Annotated in this window: 20 protein-coding genes, 1 tRNA gene and 1 pseudogene; 14 read left to right on the forward strand and 8 right to left on the reverse strand. The window is 72.4% G+C overall.

Features of this window, described 5'->3' with window-relative positions; translation table 11 throughout:
- The first annotated feature begins 68 nt into the window (after window positions 1–68).
- From topA to ACGFWE_RS28790, 5 genes are all read left to right on the forward strand, one after another.
- Window positions 69–2,924 (forward strand): type I DNA topoisomerase, encoded by a 2,856-nt coding sequence (topA, locus tag ACGFWE_RS28770; protein ID WP_393602696.1) that lies wholly within the window; start codon window positions 69–71, stop codon window positions 2,922–2,924.
- A gap of 124 nt (window positions 2,925–3,048) precedes the next feature.
- Entirely contained in the window at window positions 3,049–6,282 is a 3,234-nt protein-coding gene (tmk, locus tag ACGFWE_RS28775) for a dTMP kinase (RefSeq protein WP_393602698.1), read from the forward strand.
- Window positions 6,283–6,375: 93 nt separating this feature from the next.
- Window positions 6,376–7,581, forward strand: coding sequence for a DNA polymerase III subunit delta' (locus ACGFWE_RS28780; RefSeq protein ID WP_393602700.1), 1,206 nt, complete (start codon window positions 6,376–6,378; stop codon window positions 7,579–7,581).
- Window positions 7,582–7,673: 92 nt separating this feature from the next.
- A complete protein-coding gene (locus ACGFWE_RS28785; RefSeq protein WP_352387845.1) occupies window positions 7,674–9,248 on the forward strand; it encodes an alpha/beta hydrolase in 1,575 nt (524 codons plus the stop codon).
- Window positions 9,249–9,366: 118 nt separating this feature from the next.
- Window positions 9,367–9,440 (forward strand) — tRNA-Thr (locus ACGFWE_RS28790).
- A gap of 110 nt (window positions 9,441–9,550) precedes the next feature.
- Here the strand turns inward: ACGFWE_RS28790 and ACGFWE_RS28795 are convergent.
- Window positions 9,551–9,694, reverse strand: coding sequence for a hypothetical protein (locus ACGFWE_RS28795; protein ID WP_352387847.1), 144 nt, complete (start codon window positions 9,692–9,694; stop codon window positions 9,551–9,553).
- 231 nt (window positions 9,695–9,925) lie between these two features.
- On the opposite strand from ACGFWE_RS28795, the gene ACGFWE_RS28800 reads away from it, so the two are divergent.
- The 3 genes from ACGFWE_RS28800 (at window position 9,926) to ACGFWE_RS28810 (ending at window position 14,993) form a co-directional block, all read left to right on the forward strand.
- On the forward strand, window positions 9,926–10,348 hold the full coding sequence (locus tag ACGFWE_RS28800; protein WP_352387849.1) for a DUF3052 domain-containing protein: 423 nt from the start codon (window positions 9,926–9,928) through the stop codon (window positions 10,346–10,348).
- Window positions 10,345–11,271, forward strand: a complete 927-nt coding sequence (locus tag ACGFWE_RS28805; RefSeq protein ID WP_393602703.1) for a glycosyltransferase family 2 protein — start codon at window positions 10,345–10,347, stop codon at window positions 11,269–11,271. The genes ACGFWE_RS28800 and ACGFWE_RS28805 overlap by 4 nt, the downstream gene beginning before the upstream one ends.
- 362 nt (window positions 11,272–11,633) lie before the next feature.
- On the forward strand, window positions 11,634–14,993 hold the full coding sequence (locus ACGFWE_RS28810; RefSeq protein ID WP_393602705.1) for a BTAD domain-containing putative transcriptional regulator: 3,360 nt from the start codon (window positions 11,634–11,636) through the stop codon (window positions 14,991–14,993).
- A gap of 31 nt (window positions 14,994–15,024) precedes the next feature.
- On the opposite strand, the gene ACGFWE_RS28815 is transcribed toward ACGFWE_RS28810, so the two are convergent.
- From ACGFWE_RS28815 to ACGFWE_RS28825, 3 genes are all read right to left on the reverse strand, one after another.
- Window positions 15,025–16,716, reverse strand: coding sequence for a bifunctional 3'-5' exonuclease/DNA polymerase (locus ACGFWE_RS28815; RefSeq protein WP_352387853.1), 1,692 nt, complete (start codon window positions 16,714–16,716; stop codon window positions 15,025–15,027).
- Between the two features lie 453 nt (window positions 16,717–17,169).
- Window positions 17,170–17,922 (reverse strand): Clp protease N-terminal domain-containing protein, encoded by a 753-nt coding sequence (locus tag ACGFWE_RS28820; protein WP_393602707.1) that lies wholly within the window; start codon window positions 17,920–17,922, stop codon window positions 17,170–17,172.
- A 57-nt stretch (window positions 17,923–17,979) separates the two neighbouring features.
- Window positions 17,980–18,609 (reverse strand): LysE family translocator, encoded by a 630-nt coding sequence (locus tag ACGFWE_RS28825; RefSeq protein ID WP_393602709.1) that lies wholly within the window; start codon window positions 18,607–18,609, stop codon window positions 17,980–17,982.
- Between the two features lie 321 nt (window positions 18,610–18,930).
- On the opposite strand from ACGFWE_RS28825, the gene ACGFWE_RS28830 reads away from it, so the two are divergent.
- Window positions 18,931–19,992 (forward strand): DUF2786 domain-containing protein, encoded by a 1,062-nt coding sequence (locus ACGFWE_RS28830; RefSeq protein WP_393602808.1) that lies wholly within the window; start codon window positions 18,931–18,933, stop codon window positions 19,990–19,992.
- Here the strand turns inward: ACGFWE_RS28830 and ACGFWE_RS28835 are convergent.
- From ACGFWE_RS28835 to rpmB, 4 genes are all read right to left on the reverse strand, one after another.
- The gene (locus ACGFWE_RS28835; protein ID WP_393602710.1) at window positions 19,973–20,512 is read right to left on the reverse strand and encodes a DUF4232 domain-containing protein; all 540 of its coding nucleotides are present in this window, start codon (window positions 20,510–20,512) and stop codon (window positions 19,973–19,975) included. The genes ACGFWE_RS28830 and ACGFWE_RS28835 overlap by 20 nt on opposite strands.
- A gap of 122 nt (window positions 20,513–20,634) precedes the next feature.
- Window positions 20,635–21,144 (reverse strand): hypothetical protein, encoded by a 510-nt coding sequence (locus tag ACGFWE_RS28840; protein WP_352387861.1) that lies wholly within the window; start codon window positions 21,142–21,144, stop codon window positions 20,635–20,637.
- 68 nt (window positions 21,145–21,212) lie between these two features.
- A complete protein-coding gene (rpsN, locus tag ACGFWE_RS28845; RefSeq protein ID WP_352387863.1) occupies window positions 21,213–21,518 on the reverse strand; it encodes a 30S ribosomal protein S14 in 306 nt (101 codons plus the stop codon).
- A gap of 13 nt (window positions 21,519–21,531) precedes the next feature.
- Entirely contained in the window at window positions 21,532–21,768 is a 237-nt protein-coding gene (gene rpmB, locus ACGFWE_RS28850) for a 50S ribosomal protein L28 (protein ID WP_352387865.1), read from the reverse strand.
- Window positions 21,769–21,830: 62 nt separating this feature from the next.
- Here rpmB and rpmG point away from each other — a divergent pair, with 62 nt between their 5' ends.
- The 5 genes and pseudogenes from rpmG to ACGFWE_RS28875 form a co-directional block, all read left to right on the forward strand.
- Window positions 21,831–21,995 (forward strand): 50S ribosomal protein L33, encoded by a 165-nt coding sequence (rpmG, locus tag ACGFWE_RS28855; protein ID WP_393602711.1) that lies wholly within the window; start codon window positions 21,831–21,833, stop codon window positions 21,993–21,995.
- A gap of 2 nt (window positions 21,996–21,997) precedes the next feature.
- Complete coding sequence (locus ACGFWE_RS28860; RefSeq protein WP_352387869.1) at window positions 21,998–22,255, forward strand: type B 50S ribosomal protein L31; 258 nt, start codon at window positions 21,998–22,000, stop codon at window positions 22,253–22,255.
- Window positions 22,255–23,433, forward strand: a complete 1,179-nt coding sequence (locus ACGFWE_RS28865) for a GTP-binding protein (protein ID WP_352387871.1) — start codon at window positions 22,255–22,257, stop codon at window positions 23,431–23,433. The genes ACGFWE_RS28860 and ACGFWE_RS28865 overlap by 1 nt, the downstream gene beginning before the upstream one ends.
- Window positions 23,434–23,439: 6 nt before the next feature.
- Window positions 23,440–23,673 carry a 30S ribosomal protein S18 gene (rpsR, locus tag ACGFWE_RS28870; protein WP_393602712.1) on the forward strand — a complete coding sequence of 78 codons (234 nt, stop codon included), beginning with the start codon at window positions 23,440–23,442 and terminating at the stop codon, window positions 23,671–23,673.
- 183 nt (window positions 23,674–23,856) lie between these two features.
- Window positions 23,857–24,085 (forward strand): annotated as a pseudogene (locus ACGFWE_RS28875) (ArsR/SmtB family transcription factor); the annotation flags it as partial.
- Between the last annotated feature and the right edge of the window lie 148 nt (window positions 24,086–24,233).

Raw genomic sequence — 24,233 nt, forward strand, 5'->3', positions numbered from 1 at the left:
AGCACGACCCGACCCCGGGAACCAAGGCCTGGGGATACCCCCAGCGTCGACCGGAGAGAAGAGCGAAGTTGTCCCCGACCAGCGACCCCGCACAGGGCGGCCGCCGACTCGTCATCGTCGAGTCGCCTGCCAAGGCGAAGACGATCAAGGGCTATCTCGGCCCCGGATACGTCGTCGAGGCGAGCGTCGGGCACATCCGCGACCTCCCCAGCGGCGCCGCAGAAGTGCCCGAGAAGTACACCGGCGAGGTCCGCCGCCTCGGCGTGGACGTCGAGCACGACTTCGAGCCCATCTATGTCGTCAACGCCGACAAGAGGGCCCAGGTCAAGAAGCTCAAGGACCTGCTGAAGGACTCCGACGAGCTCTTCCTCGCCACCGATGAGGACCGCGAGGGCGAGGCCATCGCCTGGCACCTCCAGGAGGTGCTCAAGCCCAAGGTCCCGGTCAAGCGGATGGTCTTCCACGAGATCACCAAGGCCGCGATCCAGGCCGCCGTCGCCAACCCGCGCGAGCTGAACCAGAAGCTGGTCGACGCCCAGGAGACGCGCCGCATCCTCGACCGCCTCTACGGCTACGAGGTCTCGCCGGTCCTGTGGAAGAAGGTCATGCCGCGCCTGTCGGCCGGCCGTGTCCAGTCGGTCGCCACCCGGCTCGTCGTCGAGCGGGAACGCGAGCGCATCGCGTTTCGTTCTGCCGAGTACTGGGACCTGACGGGCACCTTCGCGACCGGCCGCGCGGGGGACTCCTCGGACCCGTCGTCGCTGGTCGCGCGCCTCCAGACCGTCGACGGCAGGCGGGTCGCGCAGGGCCGCGACTTCGACTCCCTGGGACAACTGAAGAGCGCGAACACCCTCCACCTCGACGAGGCGAACGCCCGCGCGCTCGCCGCCGCCCTGGAGCAGACCCGGTTCGCGGTCCGCTCGGTCGAGTCCAAGCCGTACCGCCGCTCGCCCTACGCCCCGTTCCGTACGACGACCCTCCAGCAGGAGGCCTCGCGCAAGCTCGGTTTCGGCGCGAAGGCGACCATGCAGGTGGCCCAGAAGCTGTACGAGAACGGCTTCATCACCTACATGCGTACGGACTCCACGACCCTCAGCGACACCGCCATCACCGCGGCCCGCGCCCAGGTCACCCAGTTGTACGGTGCCGACTACCTGCCCTCGTCGCCGCGTACCTACGCCGGGAAGGTCAAGAACGCCCAGGAGGCGCACGAGGCGATCCGCCCCTCGGGTGATCGTTTCCGCACGCCCGCCGAGACCGGCCTGACCGGCGACCAGTTCAGGCTCTACGAGCTGATCTGGAAGCGCACGGTCGCCTCGCAGATGAAGGACGCGACCGGCAACAGCGTGACCGTGAAGATCGGCGGCACCGCCGCCGACGGCCGCGACGTCGAGTTCAGCGCCTCGGGCAAGACGATCACCTTCCACGGCTTCCTCAAGGCCTACGTCGAGGGCGCCGACGACCCGAACGCCGAGCTCGACGACCGCGAGCGCCGGCTGCCCCAGGTCGCCGAGGGTGACGCCCTGAGCGCCGAGGAGATCACGGTCGACGGGCACGCCACCAAGCCCCCGGCCCGCTACACCGAGGCCAGCCTGGTCAAGGAGCTCGAAGAGCGCGAGATCGGCCGCCCCTCGACGTACGCGTCGATCATCGGCACGATCCTCGACCGCGGCTATGTCTTCAAGAAGGGCACGGCACTGGTGCCGTCCTTCCTGTCCTTCGCCGTGGTCAACCTCCTGGAGAAGCACTTCGGCCGGCTCGTCGACTACGACTTCACCGCCCGGATGGAGGACGACCTCGACCGCATCGCGGCCGGTCAGGCGCAGTCCGTGCCGTGGCTGAGGCGCTTCTACTTCGGTGAGACATCGCCGAACAGCGGCTCCACCACCGGCGGTGCGGCCGACGCCGGCAACGGCGACGGGGACCACCTCGGCGGCCTCAAGGAGCTGGTGACCGACCTGGGCGCGATCGACGCGCGCGAGGTCTCCTCGTTCCCGGTGGGCAACGACATCGTGCTCCGGGTCGGTCGCTACGGCCCGTACATCGAGCGCGGTGAGAAGGACTCCGAGAACCACCAGCGGGCGGACGTGCCCGAGGACCTGGCGCCGGACGAGCTGTCCGTCGAGCTCGCGGAGGAACTGCTCGCCAAGCCGAGCGGTGACTTCGAGCTGGGCGCCGACCCGGTGACGGGCCACCAGATCATCGCCCGCGACGGCCGCTACGGCCCGTACGTCACCGAGGTGCTCCCCGAGGGCACTCCGAAGACCGGCAAGAACGCCGTGAAGCCGCGTACGGCCTCGCTGTTCAAGTCGATGTCGCTGGACACGGTGACCCTCGAGGACGCCCTGAAGCTGATGTCGTTGCCGCGTGTCGTCGGCAAGGACGCCGAGGGCCAGGAGATCACCGCGCAGAACGGCCGCTACGGCCCGTACCTGAAGAAGGGCACGGACTCGCGGTCGCTGCAGACCGAGGACCAGCTCTTCACGATCACGCTGGAAGAGGCGCTGGCGATCTACGCCCAGCCCAAGCAGCGTGGCCGCGCGGCCGCCAAGCCGCCGCTCAAGGAGCTGGGCACCGACCCGATCAGCGAGAAGCCGGTCGTGGTCAAGGACGGCCGCTTCGGACCGTATGTGACCGACGGGGAGACCAACGCGACCCTGCGCTCCGGTGACAGCGTCGAGGAGATCACCCCGGAGCGCGGTTTCGAACTGCTCGCCGAGAAACGGGCGAAGGCGCCCGTCAAGAAGACGGCGAAGAAGGCGCCCGCCAAGAAGGCTCCGGCCAAGAAGGCGACGGCCGCCAAGAAGACCGCGGCGAAGAAGACCACGACGGCCGCGAAGAAGACGGCCGCGAAGAAGACGACGGCGAAGAAGACGACCACCGCGAAGAAGGCGACGGCGTCGAAGGCGGCGTCCGAGGACTGAGTACACCGCTGTTCCTCCACTGAAACTTCGCAATGCGAACGTCCCGGCATCACTTTGGTGTCGGGACGTGCGCACGTCAGGACGCGCTCCCCGGGCTGTCGGTGGCTCCCGATAGGCTGAATGCATGACCCGTGCGGAGCAGCCAACGGCCCCTGACCCGGCCCCCGACGACGCCCTGGTCGCGGACTCCCGCGAGCGCGCCGTCCGCGCCCTGCTGCGCAGGCCCCAGCTCAAACGCCTGTGGAGCGCCCAGCTCGTCGGCGGGATCGGCGACACCCTCGCACTCCTGGTGCTGGTGCTGCTGGCCCTTCAGGCGGCGATCGCCGAGGGCTCCTTCGGCGGCGGCTACCGGGGCGTGGCGTTCGCAGTGGCGACCGTCTTCGGTACGCGCATCCTGGCGACGCTGCTCTTCGGCGCCGTCCTGCTCGGCCCGTTGACCTCGCTCACGTCGCAGGAGGGGCCGCTCGACCGCCGCTGGACCATGGTCGGCGCGGACGGAGTCAGGCTCGCGCTGCTCATCGTCGCGCCCCTGTGGGTCGACTGGATGCCGGACGACGCCCTCGCGATGCTCCTGGTGACCGTCTTCGTGGCCGGAGTCGCCGAGCGCTTCTGGACCGTGTGCCGCGAGAGCGCGGCGCCCGCCCTGCTGCCGGCTCCTCCGCCGGAGGGGGCGACGGTACGACCGCTGCCGGACCACCTGGACGCGCTGCGCCGCCTGTCGCTGCGGACGACCTTCGTGGCGATCCCGCTGGCCGGTGCCGCCCTTGTCGCCGCGGGCCTGCTCAACAATCTGCTGGGCTCCGGCATCGACTGGTTCGGCCAGCACCAGGCGGCCCTTGCGTCGTATGTCGCGGCCGGGCTGTTCGCCGCGTCCCTGTCCCTGCTGACCTTCCTGGAACTGCCCGCCACCCGCACTCCGCGCGCGCGTTCGCCGCTGGAGGGGCTGCGCCGTCCCAAGACGGGCACCGGCGTCGACAAGGGCCGTACCGGCGCGATCCCGCTGCTGGTGCCGGCCTGCGCGGCCGTCGCCGGGGCGATCGCGGCCGCGGTGGCCGTCGCCGTGCTGCACGCCAAGGACCTGGGCGGGGGCCCGGTGATGTACGGGCTGATGGTGCTCGCGCTGACCGGCGGCGTCGTGATCGGCATCCGTACGGCGCCCAAGGTGCTGGTCTCGCTGTCCCGGCGCCGGCTGCTCGCGCTGGCGATCGCCTTCACCGGGATCGCCCTGCTGGCCGCCGGGCTCGTCCCGGACGTCACCACCGTGCTGCTGATCGACGCGCTGGCCGGTGTCGGCGCGGGTGTGGCCGCCAACACCGGGCACACCCTGCTCGACCAGGAGACCGAGGAATACCGGCGGGCGCGGACCACCGAGCATCTGCACGCGGTCGTGCGGGTTGCCGTGGCGTTCGGCGCGCTGGTCGCCCCCGTGGTCGCCGCGGCGGTCGGACCGCACCGGCTGGAGAACGGCAAGTTCGTGTTCGCGCACGGCGGCGCCGCGTTCACCCTGATGCTGGTCGGCGCGCTCCTGCTGCCGGTGGCCGCGCTGGTCCTCGCCAAGGTCGACGACCGGTCCGGCGTACCCCTCCGGCACGACCTGCGGGACGCGCTGCTCGGCGGCGACGACCCGGAAGCGGTGCCCGCCGCCTCCGGCTTCTTCATCGCCCTGGAAGGCGGCGACGGGGCCGGGAAGTCCACCCAGGCCGAGGCGCTCGCCGAGTGGATAAGGGCCAAGGGCCATGAGGTCGTGCTGACCCGCGAGCCGGGGGCGACCCCGGTGGGCAAGCGGCTGCGGTCGATCCTGCTGGACGTGTCGAGCACCGGGCTCTCGCACCGCGCGGAGGCGCTGCTGTACGCGGCGGACCGCGCGGAGCACGTGGACACCGTGGTCAGGCCCGCGCTGGAGCGCGGCGCGGTCGTGATCTCCGACCGGTACATCGACTCCTCGGTGGCGTACCAGGGCGCCGGGCGGGACCTGTCCCCGACGGAGATCGCCCGCATCAACCGCTGGGCGACCGGCGGCCTGGCACCGCATCTGACCGTCCTGCTGGACGTGTCCCCGGAGATCGCCCGCGAGCGGTTCACCGAGGCGCCGGACCGGCTGGAGTCGGAGCCGGCGGAATTCCACGCGCGCGTGCGCTCCGGATTCCTCACGCTGGCCGCCGCCGACCCCGGCCGGTACCTGGTCGTGGACGCCGGGCAGGAGCCCGAGGCCGTCACGACCGTCGTACGGCATCGCCTCGACCAGATGCTTCCGCTGTCCGAGCAGGAGATCCGGGAGCAGGAGGAGGCCCGCCGCAAGGCCGAGGAGGAGGCGCGGCGCAAGGCCGAGGAAGAGGCCGCGCGCAAGGCCGAGGAGGAGCGCCTGGAGCGTGAGCGCCAGGAGCAGCTCGCCCGGTTGAAGGCCGAGGAGGAGGAGCGCAAGCGGCGCGAGCTGGAAGAGGCCCAGCGCCGCGAGGCGGAACGCCAGGCGGAGGAGGCCCGGCTGCGGGCCGAGGAAGCGCGCAGGCGGGCCGAGGAGGAGCGGGCACGGCTCCTCGCCGAGGAGAAGGCACGCGCGGAGGAAGAGGCGCGGCGCAAGGCCCAGGAGGAGGCCGCCCGCAAGCGGGCCGAGGAGGAGGCGCGACTGCGTGCCGAGGCCGAGGAGCGGCGGCTGGAGAAGCAGCGCAAGGCCGAGGCGGCTCTGCTGAGGGCCGAGGAGGCCCGGCGGCTCGCCGAGGCCGCGGCCCTGGCGGCGGAGGCGGGGCCCAAGCAGGCGGCCACTCCTGCCGTGGGCATGGACGCGGCGACCGTACCCACGCCTGTGGTGACGCCGACGAACGCCTCGGGCGGACCGGTGGAGGAGACGGCCGTGCTGCCTCGGGTGCCCATGGAGAAGGACGACGAGGATGCGTCCGCAGGTGGGACTTCCGGTGGGTCCACCTCCGATGCCGAGGTGACGGCCGAGCTGCCTCAGCCTCCGGTGCCGCCGGGTGCGGCGGACGAGACCGCGGTGCTGCCTCCCGTGCCGCCGGGTGCTGCGGACGAGACCGCGGTGCTGCCTCCCGTGCCGCCGGGTGCGGCCGACGAGACCGCGGTGCTGCCTCCCGTGCCGCCGGGTGCGGCCGATGAGACCGCCGTGCTGCCTCCCGTGCCTCCGACGCCGGGGGAGGGGCCTTCGGATCGGGTGCCGCCGGCGTACTTCCGGGACGAGGAGCGGACGCGTGAGCTGCCGCAGGTCGACGCGGAGGGGACGCCGCGGCGCAGGGCCCGGTCGGACTGGGCGGAGGAGACTCCGTTGGACGATCTGCCCACGCTGGCCGACGAGTTGCTCGGGCCGCATGACGACGAGCCCAGGGACGATCGCCGTCGCAGGCGCTGAGAGGCCACGCCGGTTGTCAGTGCTCGCCCCCACAATGGACCCCAAGGGCAATGGACAGCCGGCGCGAAAGATGACGAAAGGGCGGCGTGACCCATGACCGTATGGGACGACCTGGTCGGCCAGGAGAGGGTGAGCGAGCAGCTCGCGGCCGCCGCTCGGGACGCCGACGCCCTGGTCACCGCCGTCGCCACCGGTGCCCCGCCGCCCGAGGCGTCGAAGATGACCCATGCCTGGCTGTTCACGGGCCCCCCGGGGGCGGGCCGGAACCAGGCGGCGAGGGCCTTCGCCGCCGCACTGCAGTGCGTCAGTCCGGACCGGGCCCTCGGGGGAGTCCCCGGCTGCGGGTTCTGCGACGGGTGTCATACGGCACTCATCGGCACCCACGCCGACGTCTCCTCCGTGGCCGCCGTCGGCACCCAGATCCTCGCCGACGACATGCGGGACACCGTCAGGAAGTCCTTCACCTCACCGGCGACCGGCCGCTGGCAGATCATCCTCGTCGAGGACGCCGAGCGGCTGAACGAGAAGTCGGCCAACGCGGTCCTCAAGGCTGTGGAGGAGCCCGCCCCGCGCACGGTCTGGCTGCTGTGCGCGCCGTCCATCGAGGACGTCCTGCCGACGATCCGCTCCCGCTGCCGCCACCTGAACCTGAGCACCCCCTCCGTGGCGGCCGTCGCCGACATGCTCGTGCGCCGCGAGGGCGTCGAGCCGGCCGCCGCGATGGCCGCCGCCCGGGCCACCCAGGGCCATGTCGACCGGGCCCGCCGCCTCGCCACCGACCCGGCCGCGCGCGAGCGCCGTGCCGCCGTGCTGAAGCTGCCCCTGCGCGTCGAGGACATCGGCGGCTGTCTCAGGGCGGCGCAGGAACTCGTCGACGCGGCGGCCGACGACGCCAAGCAGCTCGCCGAGGAGGTGGACGGCAAGGAGACCGAGGACATGAAGGCGGCGATGGGCGCCTCCCAGGGCGGCCGCATGCCCCGCGGCACGGCGGGCGTGATGAAGGACCTGGAGGACCGGCAGAAGCGCCGCCGCACCCGTACCCAGCGCGACAGCCTCGACCTTGCCCTGACCGACCTCACCGCCTTCTACCGTGACGTTCTCGCCCTCCAGTTCGGCTCCCGGGTGGCGATCGCCAACGCGGACGCCGAGGACGTCCTGGAACGGCTCGCCCGCAGCAGCACCCCGGAGACCACACTCCGCCGCATCGAGGCGATCGGCGCCTGCCGCGACGCCCTCGACCGCAATGTGGCCCCGCTGCTCGCGGTGGAGGCCATGACGATGGCGCTCAGAGCCGGTTGAAGCGGAGTTGACCGGAGTTGACCACGTCACTCGTACGAGGCGTTGTTTACACGGATTGCAATCAGTAAACTGCACAGAGTTACGCTCGCCTGATGCAGACCAGGCGCAGCTCCCGCTCCTTCCGCACCGTCGGCACCCTTCTGGCCGCCGCGCTCCTCGTCTCCGCCTGCTCCGCGGGCGCCTCGACGAGTTCGGCCACCTCGGCCGCCGACGTGGCCCTGGGCGCGCTGCCGCAGTCGACACCGGCCGCGCTGTCGTCGTACTACCGGCAGAAGGCGCGCTGGCACGGCTGCGGGATCCCCGGTTTCGAGTGCGCCACGCTGAGGGCGCCGCTCGACTACGACCGGCCGGCCGGCGGGGACGTCCGGCTCGCGGTCGCCCGCAAGAAGGCCACCGGGCCGGGCAAGCGCCTCGGGTCGCTGTTCGTGAACCCGGGCGGACCGGGCGGCTCGGCGGTCGGCTACGTCCAGGCGTACGCCGGGATCGGCTACCCGGCCGAGGTGCGGGCCCGTTACGACATGGTCGCGGTGGACCCGCGCGGAGTCGGCCGCAGTGAGCCGGTCGCATGCCTCGACGGGCGGGACATGGACACGTACACCCAGACGGACGTCACTCCCGACAACGCGCGCGAGACCACCGAACTCGTCAGCGCCTACAAGAAGTTCGCGGAGCAGTGCGGCGCGCACTCGGCGAAGTTGCTGCGGCATGTGTCGACGGTCGAGACGGCCCGGGACATGGACATCGTGCGGGCGGCACTGGGCGACGCGAAACTGAACTACGTGGGGGCGTCGTACGGAACGTTCCTCGGGGCGACGTACGCGGGCCTGTTCCCCGGCCGTTCGGGGCGGCTCGTGCTGGACGGCGCGCTGGACCCCTCGCTGCCCGCGCGCCGGGTGAACCTCGACCAGACGGCGGGCTTCGAGACGGCGTTCCAGTCGTTCGCGAAGGACTGTGTGCAGCAGCCGGACTGCCCGCTCGGAGCGAAGGGCACCCCGAGCGCGGAGGTCGGCCGCAGGCTCAGGGCCTTCTTCAGGAATCTCGACGCGCACCCGATCCCCACCGGCGACGCGGACCGCCGCACCCTCGGCGAGGCCCTCGCCACGACCGGTGTGATCGCGGCGATGTACGACGAGAGTTCCTGGGCGCAGCTGCGGGAGGCGCTGAGTTCGGCCATGAAGGAGAACGACGGCGCGGGGCTGCTGGTCCTCGCCGACAGCTACTACGAGCGGGACGCCGACGGCCGCTACAGCAACCTGATGTCCGCCAACGCGGCGGTGAACTGCCTCGACCTCCCGCCCGCCTACGCCGGCCCGGAGGAAGTCGAGAAGGCCGTCCCGACCTTCGAGAAGGCGTCCCCCGTCTTCGGGGCGGGCCTCGCCTGGGCCTCCCTCAGCTGCGCGTACTGGCCGGTGCGGCCCACGGGTGAGCCCCACCGCATCGAGGCGCGGGGCGCCCGCCCCATCGTCGTGGTCGGCACCACCCGCGACCCGGCCACCCCCTACCGCTGGGCCCGCGCCCTGGCCGCCCAGCTCACCTCGGCCCGCCTGCTCACCTACGAGGGCGACGGCCACACCGCGTACGGCCGCGGCAGCGCCTGCATCGACTCGGCGATCAACGCGTACCTGCTCCGCGGGACCCCGCCGGCGGACGGGAAACGGTGCTCGTGACCCCCTCCCCGGACCGACGAACGGCTCCGGACACCGCACGCCGGGGCTGGTTCGGAGCACCCCCCGAAACTGTGTAGACTTGCCGACGTTGCTGACCGCACCATGGTGCGGACGGCGCGCCGCCTTAGCTCAGATGGCCAGAGCAACGCACTCGTAATGCGTAGGTCTCGGGTTCGAATCCCGAAGGCGGCTCTGAGAAACCTCAGGACTCACTCGCCGTGACCTGGGGTTTTTCTTTGTCCTTTGCTGCTCCAGCTCCAGCTCCAGCCCCAGTTGCCGTGCGGTCGGTTTCGGTTCGTGGTTCAGGTACGAGCGTGGAGGAACGCGTCGGGCAATGAGACGCGGTGCGTTTCCACGTAGTGCGGGTTGGCTTCCTTGCGTATCGATCCGTTCGGCCGGCCGGGGCGGTTGTCCAGTTCGTCGTGGAAGCCCAGCAATCCCAGCACGGCGTCTCGTTCGACGAGCCTTCGACGTGTGCGGGACAGGACGAACCGGCGCCGGGACGGTGTCCGGTCCGGTGGCTGGCGCAGACGGTTCGGGCCGGCTCCCCCGTGACGACGTGTCCGGGCGGACATCTTCCGCGCGGCCAGTCACCATGGGTCCGTCAGGATGGGCTCGTCACCATGGGTTCGTCACGACGGGGTGGACCGGGCTGGGCCAGCGCGCGGAGGTGCCGTATGTCAGGAACCGGGTCGGCGGGCGGCTACTCCGTCACGCCCCTCGCCAAGAAGCTCGGCATCAAGGCGGGGCACCGGGTCCGGCTCGACGGTGCGCCCGAGGGGTGGGACATCCCCGGCCTGCCCGACGACTGCGATGTCGCCGTCGGCGGCTCGCACGGCGCGGATGTCGTCCTCGCCTTCCACCGCGAGTACGCGCGGCTCGCCGCCGAGGCGGGTGAACTGGTCGCCGGCCTCGCGGACGACGCCGCCCTGTGGATCGCCTGGCCGCGCAGGGCCGCCGGGCACGTCAGTGACATCACCGAGAACGCCCTGCGGGAGGTCTTCCTCCCGCTCGGAGTCGTCGACGTGAAGGTCGCGGCGCTGGGGGAGGACTGGTCGGGACTGAAGTTCGTGCGACGGAGGGAGAACCGACGGACGTGACACACAGACCCCACACTTCCCCGTACCTGAAGTCCTCACCGAGGATCGCCGTAGCCGTCGTGACGATGGGGAACCGCCCCGACGAGGTCGACGCCCTGTTGCGGTCCGTGGCCAAGCAGGACATCGCGCCGGCCCGGATTGTGATCGTGGGCAACGGCTGCCGGCTGCCCGAGTTCGCCGAGCGGCTCTCCCTGCCCGGCGAGGTCACCACCGTCGACGTCGAGGAGAACCTCGGCTGCCCCGGCGGACGGAACGTGGCGCTCGCCCGGCTGCGGGACTTCGGCGACGTGGACGCCGTAGTGGAACTCGACGACGACGGCCTGCTCGTGGACGCCGATGTGCTGCGCCGCGTACAGGAGTTGTTCGCGGGAGACGAGCGGCTCGGCATCGTCGGCTTCCGTATCGCCGACGAGAGCGGCGAGACCCAGCAGCGGCACGTGCCCCGCGTCGGCACCTCCGATCCGATGCGCGGCGGCCATGTCACCGGCTTCCTGGGCGCCGGGCACGCCTTCCGCACGGCCATGCTCGCCGAGACGGGGGACTGGCCCGCCGAGTTCTTCTTCGCCCACGAGGAGACCGACCTCGCCTGGCGGGCCGCCGACCGCGGCTGGCGCATCCTGTACGCGCCCGAACTGCTGCTCCAGCACCCGAAGACCTCACCGGCCCGGCACGCCATCTACTACCGGGTCAACGCCCGCAACCGGGTCTGGCTGGTGCGCCGCCGACTGCCCCTGCTGCTCATCCCCGTGCATCTCGGTGTGTGGACGGCGCTCACCCTGCTGCGGATCCGGTCGGCGAGTGGACTGCGCGCGTGGTTCGGCGGGTTCGTCGAGGGCCTGCGGGAACCGGCCGGTGAACGGCGGCCGATGCGGTGGCGAACGGTGTGGCACCTCACCCGGCTGGGACGCCCGCCCGTGATCTGAGGGCCCCTGGTCCGGGGACAGGACGAGGATCCCGGTCGTTCACCTCCACCGACCGGGACCCTCTCGCGTCCCACGGATCCGGCCGCGACGGCGACACTCCCCCGAGTTGCGCGTCGTACGCGCGCGCCCTCGGGCCAGATCCGATGATGTGATCACATCAGGTTGCGCCAACAAATCGCTAACATGTGGCCAACGCATCTACGTGTGGTGGTCCGCCGGTTGGCGCGAAGTCGACGGCGGCGATGGGGGACCGACGGTGTGCAACCGCGGAGCGACAACGGATTCCGGCAGTGGCCGGCATCGGACGGCTGGCGGGAAACCGCCGTGAAGAGGGCGGATTTCCGCCAGAAGTGGGCGGCGTGATGGGGCGCGGATCGCAGTCGGGGCTGCGGTTCGGACTGCTCGGGCCGCCGATTCTGTACGACGGCCAGGGTGGCGCCGGTGTCCGGGTCGTCGGCAGCCGCAAGCAGCGGATCCTGCTGGCCGCGCTGCTCCTCGAAGCCGGCCGGGTCGTCTCCACCCACTCCCTCAAGGAGGCACTGTGGGGGAGTACCCCGCCCGCCTCGGCCAAGGCCTCGCTCCACAACCACGTCTCCCGGCTGCGACGGCTGCTCGACGACCCCGAACGGCTGCAGGCGGTGGCCCCCGGCTATCTGCTGCGCGTCGCGCCGGGTGAACTCGACGTCCAGGTCTTCGAGAGCCACGCCGCCCGGGCCCGCGGCGCGCACGCCGACGGGAACTGGAGCGAGACCGTCCGGGAATGCGCGGCGGCACTCGCGCTCTGGCGGGGCGCACCGCTCAGCGGGGTCCCCTCCGAGCTCGCCGGATACGCCCTGGTCCAGCGCCTGGAGGAGGCCCGGCTGCTCCTCCTGGAGTGGCACTACGACGCCGAGCTCGCCCTCGCCGACACCCGGCCGGACGCCCTCGTCCCCGAACTCTCCGCACTGGCCGCGGAACACCCGTTGCGCGAGTCCTACCACCGCCAGCTGATGCTCGCCCTCCACCGCACCGGCCGCCAGGCCGAGGCCCTCGCCGTCCACCGCGACCTGCGCACCCGCCTGGTCGAGGAACTCGGCGTGGAACCGGGCCCGGCGGTCCGCGAGGCACATGTGGAGGTGCTGCGCGGGGGAGACAGCGGCGGGCGGGCCGAGGCGGGGGCCCGGGGTGGGGGTGCTGTTCGGGGCGACGGGTCCGACCGGACCGGTGGTGAGAGCGCAACGGGCCGTTCGGGAGCTGCCGTTGACTTCGGTGAGTCACGGGAAGAGAGCAGGCCGGCCTCTCCCGGTTCCCGCCTCAGCGCCCCTCTTGGCGTCCCTTCCGGCGCCCTTCCCGTAGCCGCTACGCGCGAAGATGCCCCGCCCGCCACCCATTCGTCGCGCCCCGCCGCCCATTCGTCGCCCCCCGCCCCCGAGGCCGAGACCCCCCTCCCTCGCCCCGCCCAACTCCCCCCACCCCCAGGCCACTTCACCGGCCGTGTCACCGCCCGTGACGACCTCCGCCGGGCCCTCACCCTGGGCGACGGCCCGGCCGTAGGCGTCGTCAGCGGTATGGCCGGCGTCGGCAAGAGCGCGCTCGCGCTGCATGTGGCCCATGGGCTGCGGGAACGTTTCCCTGACGGCCAGCTCTACGTCAATCTCCAGGGCGCCACCCCGGGCATGACCCCCCTCACCCCGTCCCAGGCCCTCACCGCCCTGCTGCGCGACCTCGGCGCCGACCCGCGCCGTATCCCCGAACACCCGGACGCGGCAGCCGCGTTGCTGCGTTCGCTGCTCGCGCCCACCCGCACGCTCATGGTGCTGGACGACGCCGCGAGCGCCGCTCAGGTACGGCCGCTGCTGCCGGCCGGCGGCGGCTGCGCGGTGATCGTCACCAGCCGCTCCCCCCTGACCGCCCTCGACGACGCCCACCGTTTCCCGCTCTCCCCGCTCTCGGCCGAGGAGAGCGCGGAGTTGCTGCGCGCGGTGTCGGGCCGTGACGGCCGGGACAGCCCCGGCGCCGACGGCGGACCCGCCGACCGCGGATCCTCTGACGGCGGACCCACTGACGGCGGACCCACTCACGGAGGCACCCGCGCCACCTCCGCTCCCGGCACCCCCACCACCTCCCCCACCACCCTTATAGACGCCACCCACCCCCTCATAGAACTCACCGGCCGCCTCCCCCTGGCCCTGCGCGTCGTGGCCGCCCGCCTGGCCGCCCGGCACGCCCTCACCCCCGATGTCCTGGCCGACCAACTGGCCGCCACCGAGGACCGGTTGCGGCATCTGGAGTACGACGACCTCTCCGTCCGCCGTTCCCTGGCCGTCGCCCACGACGCCCTCGCCGCCTCGGGCCGCCGTTCCGACCGCGACGCCGCCCTCGCCCTGTGCCGCATCGGCGCCCTCGACCTGCCCACCTACGGCGTCCCCCTCGTCGCCCGCCTCCTCGGCGCCGACGGCGGCGACGAGACCCGGGCCGAGGACGCGCTCGACCGCCTCGTCGACGTGGCCCTCCTGGAGGAGACGGCGTACGGCCGCTACGCCCCGCACGGCCTGGTCCGCGACTTCGCCCGGGAACTCGCGCGCACCGGGCACGCCCCCGACATCGCCCGCACCGCTCTGCGCTGGTACGCGGCCGTCGCCGAACGCGCCCTCATCGCGATCGCCGAACCCGGCCTCGACCTGGAGGACCGCTGCCGCCCGACCGCCGCGCAGCCACCGGAGCACGCGGCGCATGTGCTGGCCATCCCGCCGTTCCCCTCCTCCGAGAGGGCCTTCGCCTGGTGCGAGTCGGAACTGGAGAACATCGTCGCCCTGGCCGAACGGCACGCGGACACCCCCGACGAACGCGCCGCCGCCCATGTCTCCACCCTGCTGCGACTGCTCTCGCCCTTCCTCCAGCGCAGCGGCCGGGTCGCCGAGACGGAGGTACTCGGCCGGGCCGCGCTCACGGTGGCGCGGCGGCTCGGTGACGAGGAGGCCGAGGCGTGCGCCCTGGGCGACCTGGCCGGACTGCACTTCCTGACCGGCCGGCACAGCGAGGCCCTGGCCCTCAACGACCAGGCCCTCGCCATCTGGCGGCGGCTGGGCAGGGACTCCTGGACGCGCCGCTGCCTCAACAACCGGGGTCTGCTGCTCGAAGGCCTGGGCCGGTACGCCGAGTCGGGCGAGGCACTGCGGCAGAGCCTCACCTACTCACCGCAGTTGAACGACCCCTTCGGCGAGGCCGTCACCCACAGCAATCTGGGCAACCTGTACGAGCACACCGACCCGCGCGCCGCCATCGAGCAGCACCGCCGCTCGCTCGCCATCGGCGAGGAGGCCGGCAGCGTGGTCGTACGGCACTCGGCGCACTGCAACATCGGCTACGCCCATCTCACCCTCGGCGAACCGGCCGCCGCGGTGGCCCACTTCGAGGAGAGCCTGCGCATCCTCGGCAGCCCCGGCGACTGGCACGGCGAGTCGCAGAGCCGTCTCGGCCTGGTCCGCGCCCTGCGCCTGACCGGCCACGGTGAGCGCGCCGCCGCCGAGTGCGCGGAACTGCTGCGCCGCGCGGACGCCCGCGCCGACCGCTACACCGGCGCCCTCGCCCGCCACCAGCACGGACTCCTGCTGCGCGAGCGGGGCAGGACCGAGGAGGCGTACGAACAGTGGCGGGCCGCTCTCGACGCGCTGGACGGCACGGACGAGAAGACGGTGCTCCAGGAGCTCATCGCCCTGCTCGACGACTCCTGTTTACGGTGATCACTTCGCGGTGATCACTTCGCGTCGGTGATCACTTCGCGTCCGCGTAGCACTCCACCACCGCCGTCGTGAACGGAAACCGCACCGGCGTCTCGCCGAACGTCAGCCGCCCGGCCAGGTCCGACGCCTGTCCGATCGCCGCCACGACCGCCCCGGCCTCCTCCTCGGGACAGTGCACGATCACCTCGTCGTGCTGGAAGAAGACGAGTTCGGCCGCCATTCCCGCACAGGCCTGGCGCAGTGCGGCGAGCAGCAGCAGGGCCCAGTCGGCGGCGCTGCCCTGCACCACGAAGTTCCGGGCGAAGCGGCCGCGGGCACGGGTGTTGGTGGAGGCGTACCCGGGGGCCCAGCCGTCCTCGCCGGAAGCGGGCTGCCCGGCCGGGTCGTCCTGGGGGATGCCCGCCTCCTCCGCGTCACCCGCCCCGGCGGCCGGCGGGCACGTCCGCCCCAGCCAGGTCCGCACCAGCCGGCCCTCCTCGCCCGCGCGGGCCGCGTCGTCGACGTACGCGACCGCCTTCGGGAAGCGGCGTCTGAGCGCGGCGAGGTTCTTCAGGCCGTCGCCGGAGGTCTGGCCGTAGACCGCGCCGAGCACGGCGAGTTTGGCCTGGGCGCGGTCGCCGGAGAAGGCCCGTTCGGAGACGGCCTGGTAGAGGTCGGTTTCGCGTCCCGCCACCTCCATGAGCCCGGGGTCGCGGGAGATGGCCGCCAGCACCCGCGGCTCCATCTGGTCGGCGTCCGCGACGACGAGCCGCCAGCCCGGGTCGGCAACCACCGCACGCCGGATGACCTTGGGGATCTGCAGGGCACCGCCACCGTTGGTGACCCATCTGCCCGTGACGGTCCCGCCCGCGTGGAACTCGGGCCTGAACCGCCCGTCCCGCACCCAGTCCTGGAGCCAGGACCAGCCGTGGGCGACCCAGATGCGGTACAGCTTCTTGTACTCGACCAGCGGCTTGACTGCCGGATGGTCGAGGGACTCGAGCTCCCAGCGGCGGGTCGACTTCACCTTGATGCCGGCCTGCGCGAACGCCTTGATGACATCGGCGGGCAGATCGGGCCGCACCCGGCGCCCGAAGGCCGCGGACACCTCGTCGGCCAGTTCGGCCAGGCGCCGGGGCTCGCCGCCGCCGGCGTACCGCTCGCCGAGCAGTTCGTGCAGCACCCGCCGGTGGGTCTCGGCGCTCCACGGCAGCCCCGCGTGGTTCATCTCGGCGGCCACCAGCATCCCCGCCGACTCGGCGGCGGTCAGCAGCCGCATCCGGTCGGGGTGCGCGGTGGCGTCGTGCCGCCGCTGCTGGTCGGCGTAGACCTCGGCGAGGTCGGTCAGCGGCACATGGACGCTCTGCGGCTCGAACAGGGACGACTGCGAACCCGGTACGGCGGCGCGCTGGGGCGGGTCGGGCGGTACGGGGCCGCCGCGCAGGCGGGCCAGGGCGGCGGCGGCCGACCGCGGTTCCCCGTACCGCCCCGCGTGGCCGAGCAGGAGGGTCTCGGCGTCCTCGATGTCGTAGCACCGCTCCACGCGCACCCCCGCGGCGAGCAGCCGCGGATAGACCTCGGCGGTGGACCGCCACACCCACCGCGCCACCTCCGGCCGCCCCCGCACGGCCTCGGCGAGGTCCCCCTCCCGCCGCACCGGCCCGACGGGCAGCCCGTCGGCCCCGAGGGCGGCCACCTCCACGCCACCGTCCTCGGCCGGAGCGAGAGCCCAGCGGTCGGTCATACCTGCGAGTCTGCCAGGCACCTCTGACAACGGACCTTCCGGACATCAGGGGCCCTGGCGGCTCTCCCGGCTCTCATGGCTCTCACGGCCCCGCGACTCCGCCCGAGCTGGTTTTCACGAGCGCCTGAGTCCGGGGCTGATCCGTGAGTCTCTGGGCGAGCCGTCCGAGGCCGCCCGCGTGGGGGTGGGGTTCGGGGTTTTCGCCGGCCACTTCCCGGCTCCCGAGGCACATGACACCCGCGAGCCGTGTGGCACACGACGCGCCCGTGCGCGCGGCCCGAGCGAGCAGGACGGGCATCCGGCGCCGCCGCGCGGAAAGTGCCCCTTACGCCCCCTGCGGGAGACTTACCCGCCGGCCCCGCCCAACAAGGCAGCCCTCGCCCGGCAGGATCTGCGCGGATGTCCCGGCCGCCCCGGCCGAGCCTCGCCGCCCACACCCCCTGGCCGCTCCCCTCAGCCCTGCTCGCCCCCGCCCCCTTCTCCGCCCTGCGACGTCACGTACTTCTCCAGCTCCTCGGCGATCGCGCCCTCCACCGGGCTCTTCTCGATGCCGAGGCCCGACAGGACGCCGGTGCCGTGTTCGAACTCCAGGAGGGCCAGCAGGATGTGTTCGGTGCCGATGTAGTTGTGGCCCAGCCGGAGCGCCTCGCGGAAGGTGAGTTCCAGGACCTTCTTGGCGGCCGAGCCGTACGGGATGAGCTCGGGGACTTCCTCGGCGGCCGGCGGGAGCGCGCCCGTCGCGGCCCGGCGGACGGCGTCGAGGGTGACCCCCTGGGCGACGAGTGCCTTGGCCGCGAGGCCCTCAGGTTCGGCCAGCAGTCCGAGGACGAGATGCTCGGGACGGCCCTCGGGGTTACGGGCGGCGATGGCCGCGTTGTGGGCCGCCATCACCACGTTGCGGGCCCGCGGGGTGTACCGGCTGAAGCCCTGGTCGGCCGACAGGTCCGCCGACTCCTTCGGCACGAACCGCTTCTGCGCCGCCTGCCGGGTGACCCCCATGCTCCTGCCGATGTCCGTCCAGGAGGCGCCCGAACGCCGGGCCTGGTCCACGAAGTGGCCGATCAGATGGTCGGCCACCTCCCCGAGGTGATCGGCGGCGATCACCGCGTCCTGGAGCTGGTCGAGGGGCTCGGGATGGACCTTCTTGATGGCCGTGATGAGGTCGTCGAGCCGTACGGATGACGTGATGTTGGGGTTCGTCGTCATGCTGTCAACCGTAGGTTGTCAGTGAGGGGGTGTCAACCAGAGGTTGCCTCTACTTCTTCACTTCGGTGAAGCGGCCAGCCGCACCGCGAGCCCCGTGAACACCGTCCCCGAGACGATGTTCATCCACCGGTTCACGCGCGCACTGCGCCGAAGGACGTTCCCGAGCCGCCCGGAGAGCAGCCCCACGCCGCCGTCCCACAGGAAGCCCATGACCACGAGCGTGATCCCGAGCAGCAGCAACTGCCCCGGGACATGGCCGAGCGAAGGGTTCACGAACTGGGGCAGGAACGCCACGTTGAAGAGGATCACCTTGGGGTTGAGCAGATTGGTGACCGCTCCCTGCCAGAAGGCCCGCCGCATCCCCGCCCCGCCTGTGGTGTCCCCGTCCTCACCCGGAACCGACCGATCCCGGAACGCCTTCACCGCCAGGTAGAGCAGATAGGCCGCTCCCACCCACCGCAGCACGTGGTACAGCGTCGGCAGCGTGTTGAACAGCGCCGACAGTCCGAGCGCCGCCGCGACCGTGTGCACGAGCATGGCGCAGGCCACGCCGAACGCGGCCATCACCCCCGCGGCGGGCCCGCCCCGCCCGCCCATCGCCACTATGAACATCATGTCGGGACCGGGAGTGACACAGAGCGCGAAGGCGGCGACGAGAAAGGCCGCGTACAGAGACATGTCCACCATGCCGCCATGCTCGAAGCGGCACACGCGCGTGGGCGACCGATTTTCGGAGAGTGAGACGATCGCCGCGTGAGCAGGAGTAAGAGCAGGGGCACGAGCGGCGGCAAGACCGGTGACAAGACCGGTGACAAGGTCGGCGGCAAGGTCGGTGGCAAGACGCATGGCCGACCCGGTGACAAGAGCGACAGCAGGCGCGGCGCCAAGGACAGCAGCGGTCCGACCGGCGGGACGACCGGCGGGACGACCGGCGATTCCACCGGCGACACGACCGGCACCGTCGACCGCGCCTTCCGTGCCGCTCTCTACGCCGACGACGACACCGCCCTGGACGCCGGTGCCTCCCTCCTCGCCGCCGACCCCGCCTCCGACGCCGAACTGGCCCGGCGCGGCGCCGAGTTCGTGGCGCAGGCCTGGCGGCGCGGCTGGCAGCCCGCCGATGTCGTACGGATCGTGCGACGCGAACTGGACGACACGCATGTGCGGCTCGCCACGGCCCTGATCCGCGCACAGGCCCCCGACGACCGCCCGCGCGGCCCGCGCTGGACCGCTCAGCTCGCCCAGCTCTCCGAGTCGCACGAGTCCGACGGGAACACCGCCCGCCCCGACCGCTTCACGCACGCCACCGCCGTACTGGAGCTGTACCGCCTGCTGTTGCGCCTGCCCGCGCTGGAACCGCTGGAGGAGCCCCGGCGGGAGCACAAGGGCGACGCCCGCATGCTGGGCCGTATCCGCGCCCTGCTCGCCAAGGCGGAGGCGACCGGCTACCCCGAGGAGGCGGAGGCGCTCACCGCCAAGGCGCAGGAGCTGATGGCCCGGCACAGTGTCGACGAGGCGCTGCTCGACGCCCGCGCGCCCGCGAAGGACAGCCCCGGTGCCTGCCGGATCGGGGTCGAGCCGCCGTACGAGCAGGCGAAGGCGGTGCTCCTCGACGCGGTCGCCACCGCCAACCACTGCCGGGCCGTGTGGAACGAACCGTTCGCCTTCTCCACGGTCGTCGGCTTCGAGGGCGACCTGGCGGCGGTCGAACTCCTGTACACCTCGCTGCTCGTGCAGGCGCAGTCCGCGATGGCGACGGCGGAGGCGGCCCAGCGGGCGGCCGGCCGCAAGCGCACCAAAACCTTCCGGCAGTCCTTCCTCGCGGCCTACGCCCACCGCGTCGGAGACCGCCTGCGTACGGCCGCCGAGGCCCCGGTGACCGATGACCTGCTGCCGGTCCTCGCCTCCCGCGAGGTCGCCGTCACCGACCATATGGAACAGATGTTCCCGCAGACCACGACGACCCGGCTGCGCGGTGTCAGCGACGAGGCGGGCTGGACCGAGGGCGCCCGGGCGGCCGACCGGGCGCAGGTCGGCAACCGGCCCCGGCTCAGTCCCCGGCCTGAGTGAAGGCGCCGACGGAGACGTTCGGGTCGCCGGCGTTGTCGCTCTTGCCCTGGACCGGTCCGTACGACCACTTGAAGCTCTTCTGGGTGTCCGCGCCGGGCAGGCCGATGGCCAGCGTCTTCACGTCGAGGCTCGCCTTGGCGCCGGCCTCGCCGCGCGTGTACGTGAGGGTGAAGGTGGCGGCCGTGCCCTTGGCCAGGGTGACCTTCGTGGCCTTCGCGCCTTCCGCGGGCGGGACGCTCGCCGACGAGTCCGCGGCGTTCAGGTCGATGCCGGGGAAGCCGTCCAGCGTGCAGTCGGCGCTCTGGTTGGTGAGCGTGACGGGGATGTTGCCGGTGTCCCCGGCGGCGGGGGCCACGTTGGCCGGTCCCACCTCCACGTCCATGTGAGCGATCCGGCACGTGGTGCCGTTGCTCGGGCTCGCGACGGCGTTGCCGCCGCCGGAGCTGTCACCGTCACCGGAGCAGCCGGTCAACAGCAGGGCGGCGGCGAGGGCGGTGACGGTGAGGGGGGCGGCGCGCATGTGAAGTCCTCTGGTGTGAGCGATCCGGTGCATGGATCATCACGCATGGCAGAACGCCACGGTTGTCCACCCCCACCGACACGTTCCGCTACGGCGGGAGGCTTGCGTGCGGCCCGAGACCCCTACGACCCGAGACCCGCCGTAGGCAGACCGCTCGGCAGGTTGTTGCCCTCCGCGCGGGTGTAGGTCTCGGTGCCGATTCCGCCCGACCACTTCACCTTGAGCGTGGTCTTGTCCACCGACTCGACCGTCCCCTCGGCCCGGTCCGTGCTGCCGTCCGAGCACTTGAGGCGGATCCTGTCCGCGCTCGCCGTACCGCTGCACACCGTGCCGCCGGTGACGAAGAGCCCGGCCCGGTCGCCGTTGACCAGGAGCGCCACCGCCTTGCCGCGGGTGGTGGCCAGCCAGTTGCCCGCGACCTCGCCGGACGCCGAGGACGACGTACCGCCGGTGCCGCCGGTGCCGCCGGAAGAGGAGGCCGAGGGCGACACCGGCGCGTTGGAGCTGGGCGACGTGTCGTCGTCCGAGCCCCCGCCGCTGCACGCGGTCAGGGCGAGTGCGCCCACCAGAGCCGCGGCCACGAGCCCGGCCCGCCGACCCGACACAGTGCGCGAGAAGATCGCCGAAGTCACTGGAAGCTCCCAAGCTGTAGCGGTCGGCCAGACGACCGCAGCAAGCTACCAGCGGGTACCCGTGAGTGCTACCAGGACGATTTGCGGACACCCGGCAGATAGCCCGCGTGCGCCTGCTCCCGCAGTCCCACCCGGGACAGTCCGAAGGCCCGGAAGTAGCCGCGCGGCCGCCCGTCCACCTGGTCCCGGTTACGCACGCGCGTGGCGCTCGCGTCCCGCGGCTGCCGCCGCAACTCCTCCCGCGCCGCGAGCCGTTCGGCGTCCGTGGACGACGGCCTGCGGATGATCTCCTTCAGCTCGGCCCGTCGTACGGCGTACCGCGCGACGATCTCCTGACGCTTCTCGTTCTTCGCGATCTTGCTCTTCTTCGCCATACCGGTGCTCCCCTCAGACCCGCACACCGCGCGCGCGGATCCGCGCCACGGCCGCCTCGACGCCGATCGAGTCGACGGTCTTGATGCCCTTGGTGCTCAGCCGCAGCCGCACGTACCGGCCCTCGCTCGGCAGCCAGTAGCGCTTGGACTGGATGTTGGGGTCGAAACGGCGCGAAGTGCGCCGGTGGGAGTGGGAGATGCGGTTGCCGAAGCCCGGCTGGGCGCCGGTCAGCATGCAGTGGGCGGACACGGGTGACGCACCTCTCTCGGAGTGGGGATGTAAATGGAATTCATTTTCAGTAAGATACCAGCATGGCACGCAACGAACTCCGCCCGGTCATCAAGCTCCGGTCCACCGCCGGGACCGGCTTCACCTATGTGACCCGCAAGAACCGCCGCACCGACCCGGACCGTATGACCCTGCGGAAGTACGACCCGGTCGTCGGCCGCCACGTCGACTTCCGAGAGGAGCGCTGACCATGCGCGAGGGAATCCACCCGTCCTACGGCCCGGTCGTCTTCCGTGACCGTGCCGCGAACCATGCCTTCCTCACCCGCTCGACCCTTTCGGCGACGGCGAGCGGGAAGACGATCGAGTGGGAGGACGGCCACACCTACCCGGTCGTGGACGTCGAGATCTCCAACGTCAGCCACCCCTTCTACACCGGCACGGCCCGCGTCCTGGACACCGCGGGCCGCGTGGAGCGCTTCGAGCGCCGGTACGGAAAGCAGGGCTGATGCTCTCCGTCGTGATCGTCGGCGGGCTGCACGCCGACGCGCGCAAGGCGGCCGTCGGGCAGCTGCTCGCCGACGTGCCGGGCAGCGTCGTCCTCCACCACGACCTGGCGACGGCCGCGGCCGGCACCGTCGTACGGACGGTCCGCGACGCCACCGGCATCCTGTCCGCAGGCGAGACACCGTTGGTCAACGACTGCGCCTGCTGCGCGCTCCGGGAGGACCTGGTCCCGGAGCTGCGCCGCCTGGACGCGGCCGGGACGCTCCGCCTCGCGGTCGTCGAGCTGTGGGACTCCGTCGAGCCCAAGGCGATGGCCGAGGTGGTCGCGGCCGCCGGGCTCACGGTCACCGGCGTGATCACCGCGGTCGACCCGGCCCTCGTCCTGCCCTGCCTCGGCAACGGCGACGACCTCGCCGACCGCGGCCTCGCCGCCGCGGCCACCGACCAGCGCACGGTCGCCGACACCTTCGCCCGCCAGCTGGAGTACGCCCCCGTCCTCGCCGTCCTCGACTCCCCGGAGGCCGACGAGGAGGACCACGAACTCCTCACCCAACTCCACCCGACGGCCCACCGGGTGCCGATCCGTGACGGCGAACCGGCCGACGAGGCGGGCACCCGCCATTTGGTACGGCACCGCGCGCACTCACCTCTCGCCCGTGCCGCCCTCGCCGGGTTCGACGTGGAGGCCGCCGCAGCGGCCCAGCATCCCGCCTGTGCCCTGCTGCCCGCCGAGGCCGACGCCCACGGTGTCGCCACGCTCGTCTGGCACCGGCGCCGGCCCTTCCACCCGGAGCGGCTGTACGAGGCACTGGAGGACGTCACCTGCGCGGCCGCCCGCAGCCGGGGCCGGTTCTGGCTCGCCGACAAGCCGGACGTGCTGCTCCACTGGGACGCGGCCGGCGGTGCCCTGTGCGTGGAGAGCGCCGGGCCGTGGCTGGCCTCGCTCCCGGACGCGGCCTGGGACATGGTCCCGCCGGTACGCCGGGCGGCCGCCGCGATGGACTGGCACCCCGAGCACGGTGACTGCTGCCAGCACCTCGTCTTCACCTCGCCCGGCCTCGACCGCGACGGACTCGAACGCCTCCTGGAGTCCTGCCTGCTGACCGATGCCGAGTACTCCGCGGGGCGCGACGCCTGGAAACGCCTCCCGCCCGCCTTCGACACCCTCCTGGAGGTCTGACCCGCCATGCCCCGCAAGCCCGAACGCAAGCCCGCCAAGGACCGCCCCAACCCGCTGGACCAAGCCAAGATCACCTACATCGACTACAAGGACACCGACCTGCTGCGGAAGTTCATCTCCGACCGCGGCAAGATCCGCAGCCGCCGTGTCACCCGCGTGTCGGCCCAGCAGCAGCGACAGCTGGCCCGCGCCATCAAGAACGCCCGCGAGATGGCACTGCTGCCCTACTCCAGCAGGTGAGCAGCCAGGTCGGTGATTCCCTACGCGCGACGCGCAGGGAATCACCGATGTCCTCGGCCTGACCCGCTCTCCGGGCCGGGCACGGGCGGCTTCGAGCCCGGCCCGGCCCGGAAGAACGGCGTGACCGCACCATGCAGTCGAGCCCGGGACCACCGAGACCACCGAGACCACCCAGGCCGGCCGGACCGCGTCTTCGCCGCACTCGCGAGCGCCGTACGCCGTGAGGTGCAGCAACTGCTGTGTGATGGTGGGCCGCGCCCCCGTCCGGGCTCTGGCCGGCGGCCACTTCGCCGTGCGGCGTCCGAGCCTGTCCGAGCACCTGAGGGTGCTGAGCGAGGCCGGCCTGGTATCCGGGCAGCGCTCCGACCGGCAGTGCATCAACCGACTGGAGACGGCCCCGCCCGCCAAGGTCTGGCGTGCCCTCACCGAGCCCGAACTGCCGCACCGGACGCCAAGCCTCCGGTGACCGACCCCGATCCGGCCAACTCCGCGCACCGGACCGTCACATGGAACGTGGAACAGGAAGGGCCCGGGACGCGTCTCTTCCTAGTGCACGAGGG

It is taken from the genome of Streptomyces sp. NPDC048523, from assembly GCF_043199815.1.
Lineage (GTDB): Bacteria > Actinomycetota > Actinomycetes > Streptomycetales > Streptomycetaceae > Streptomyces.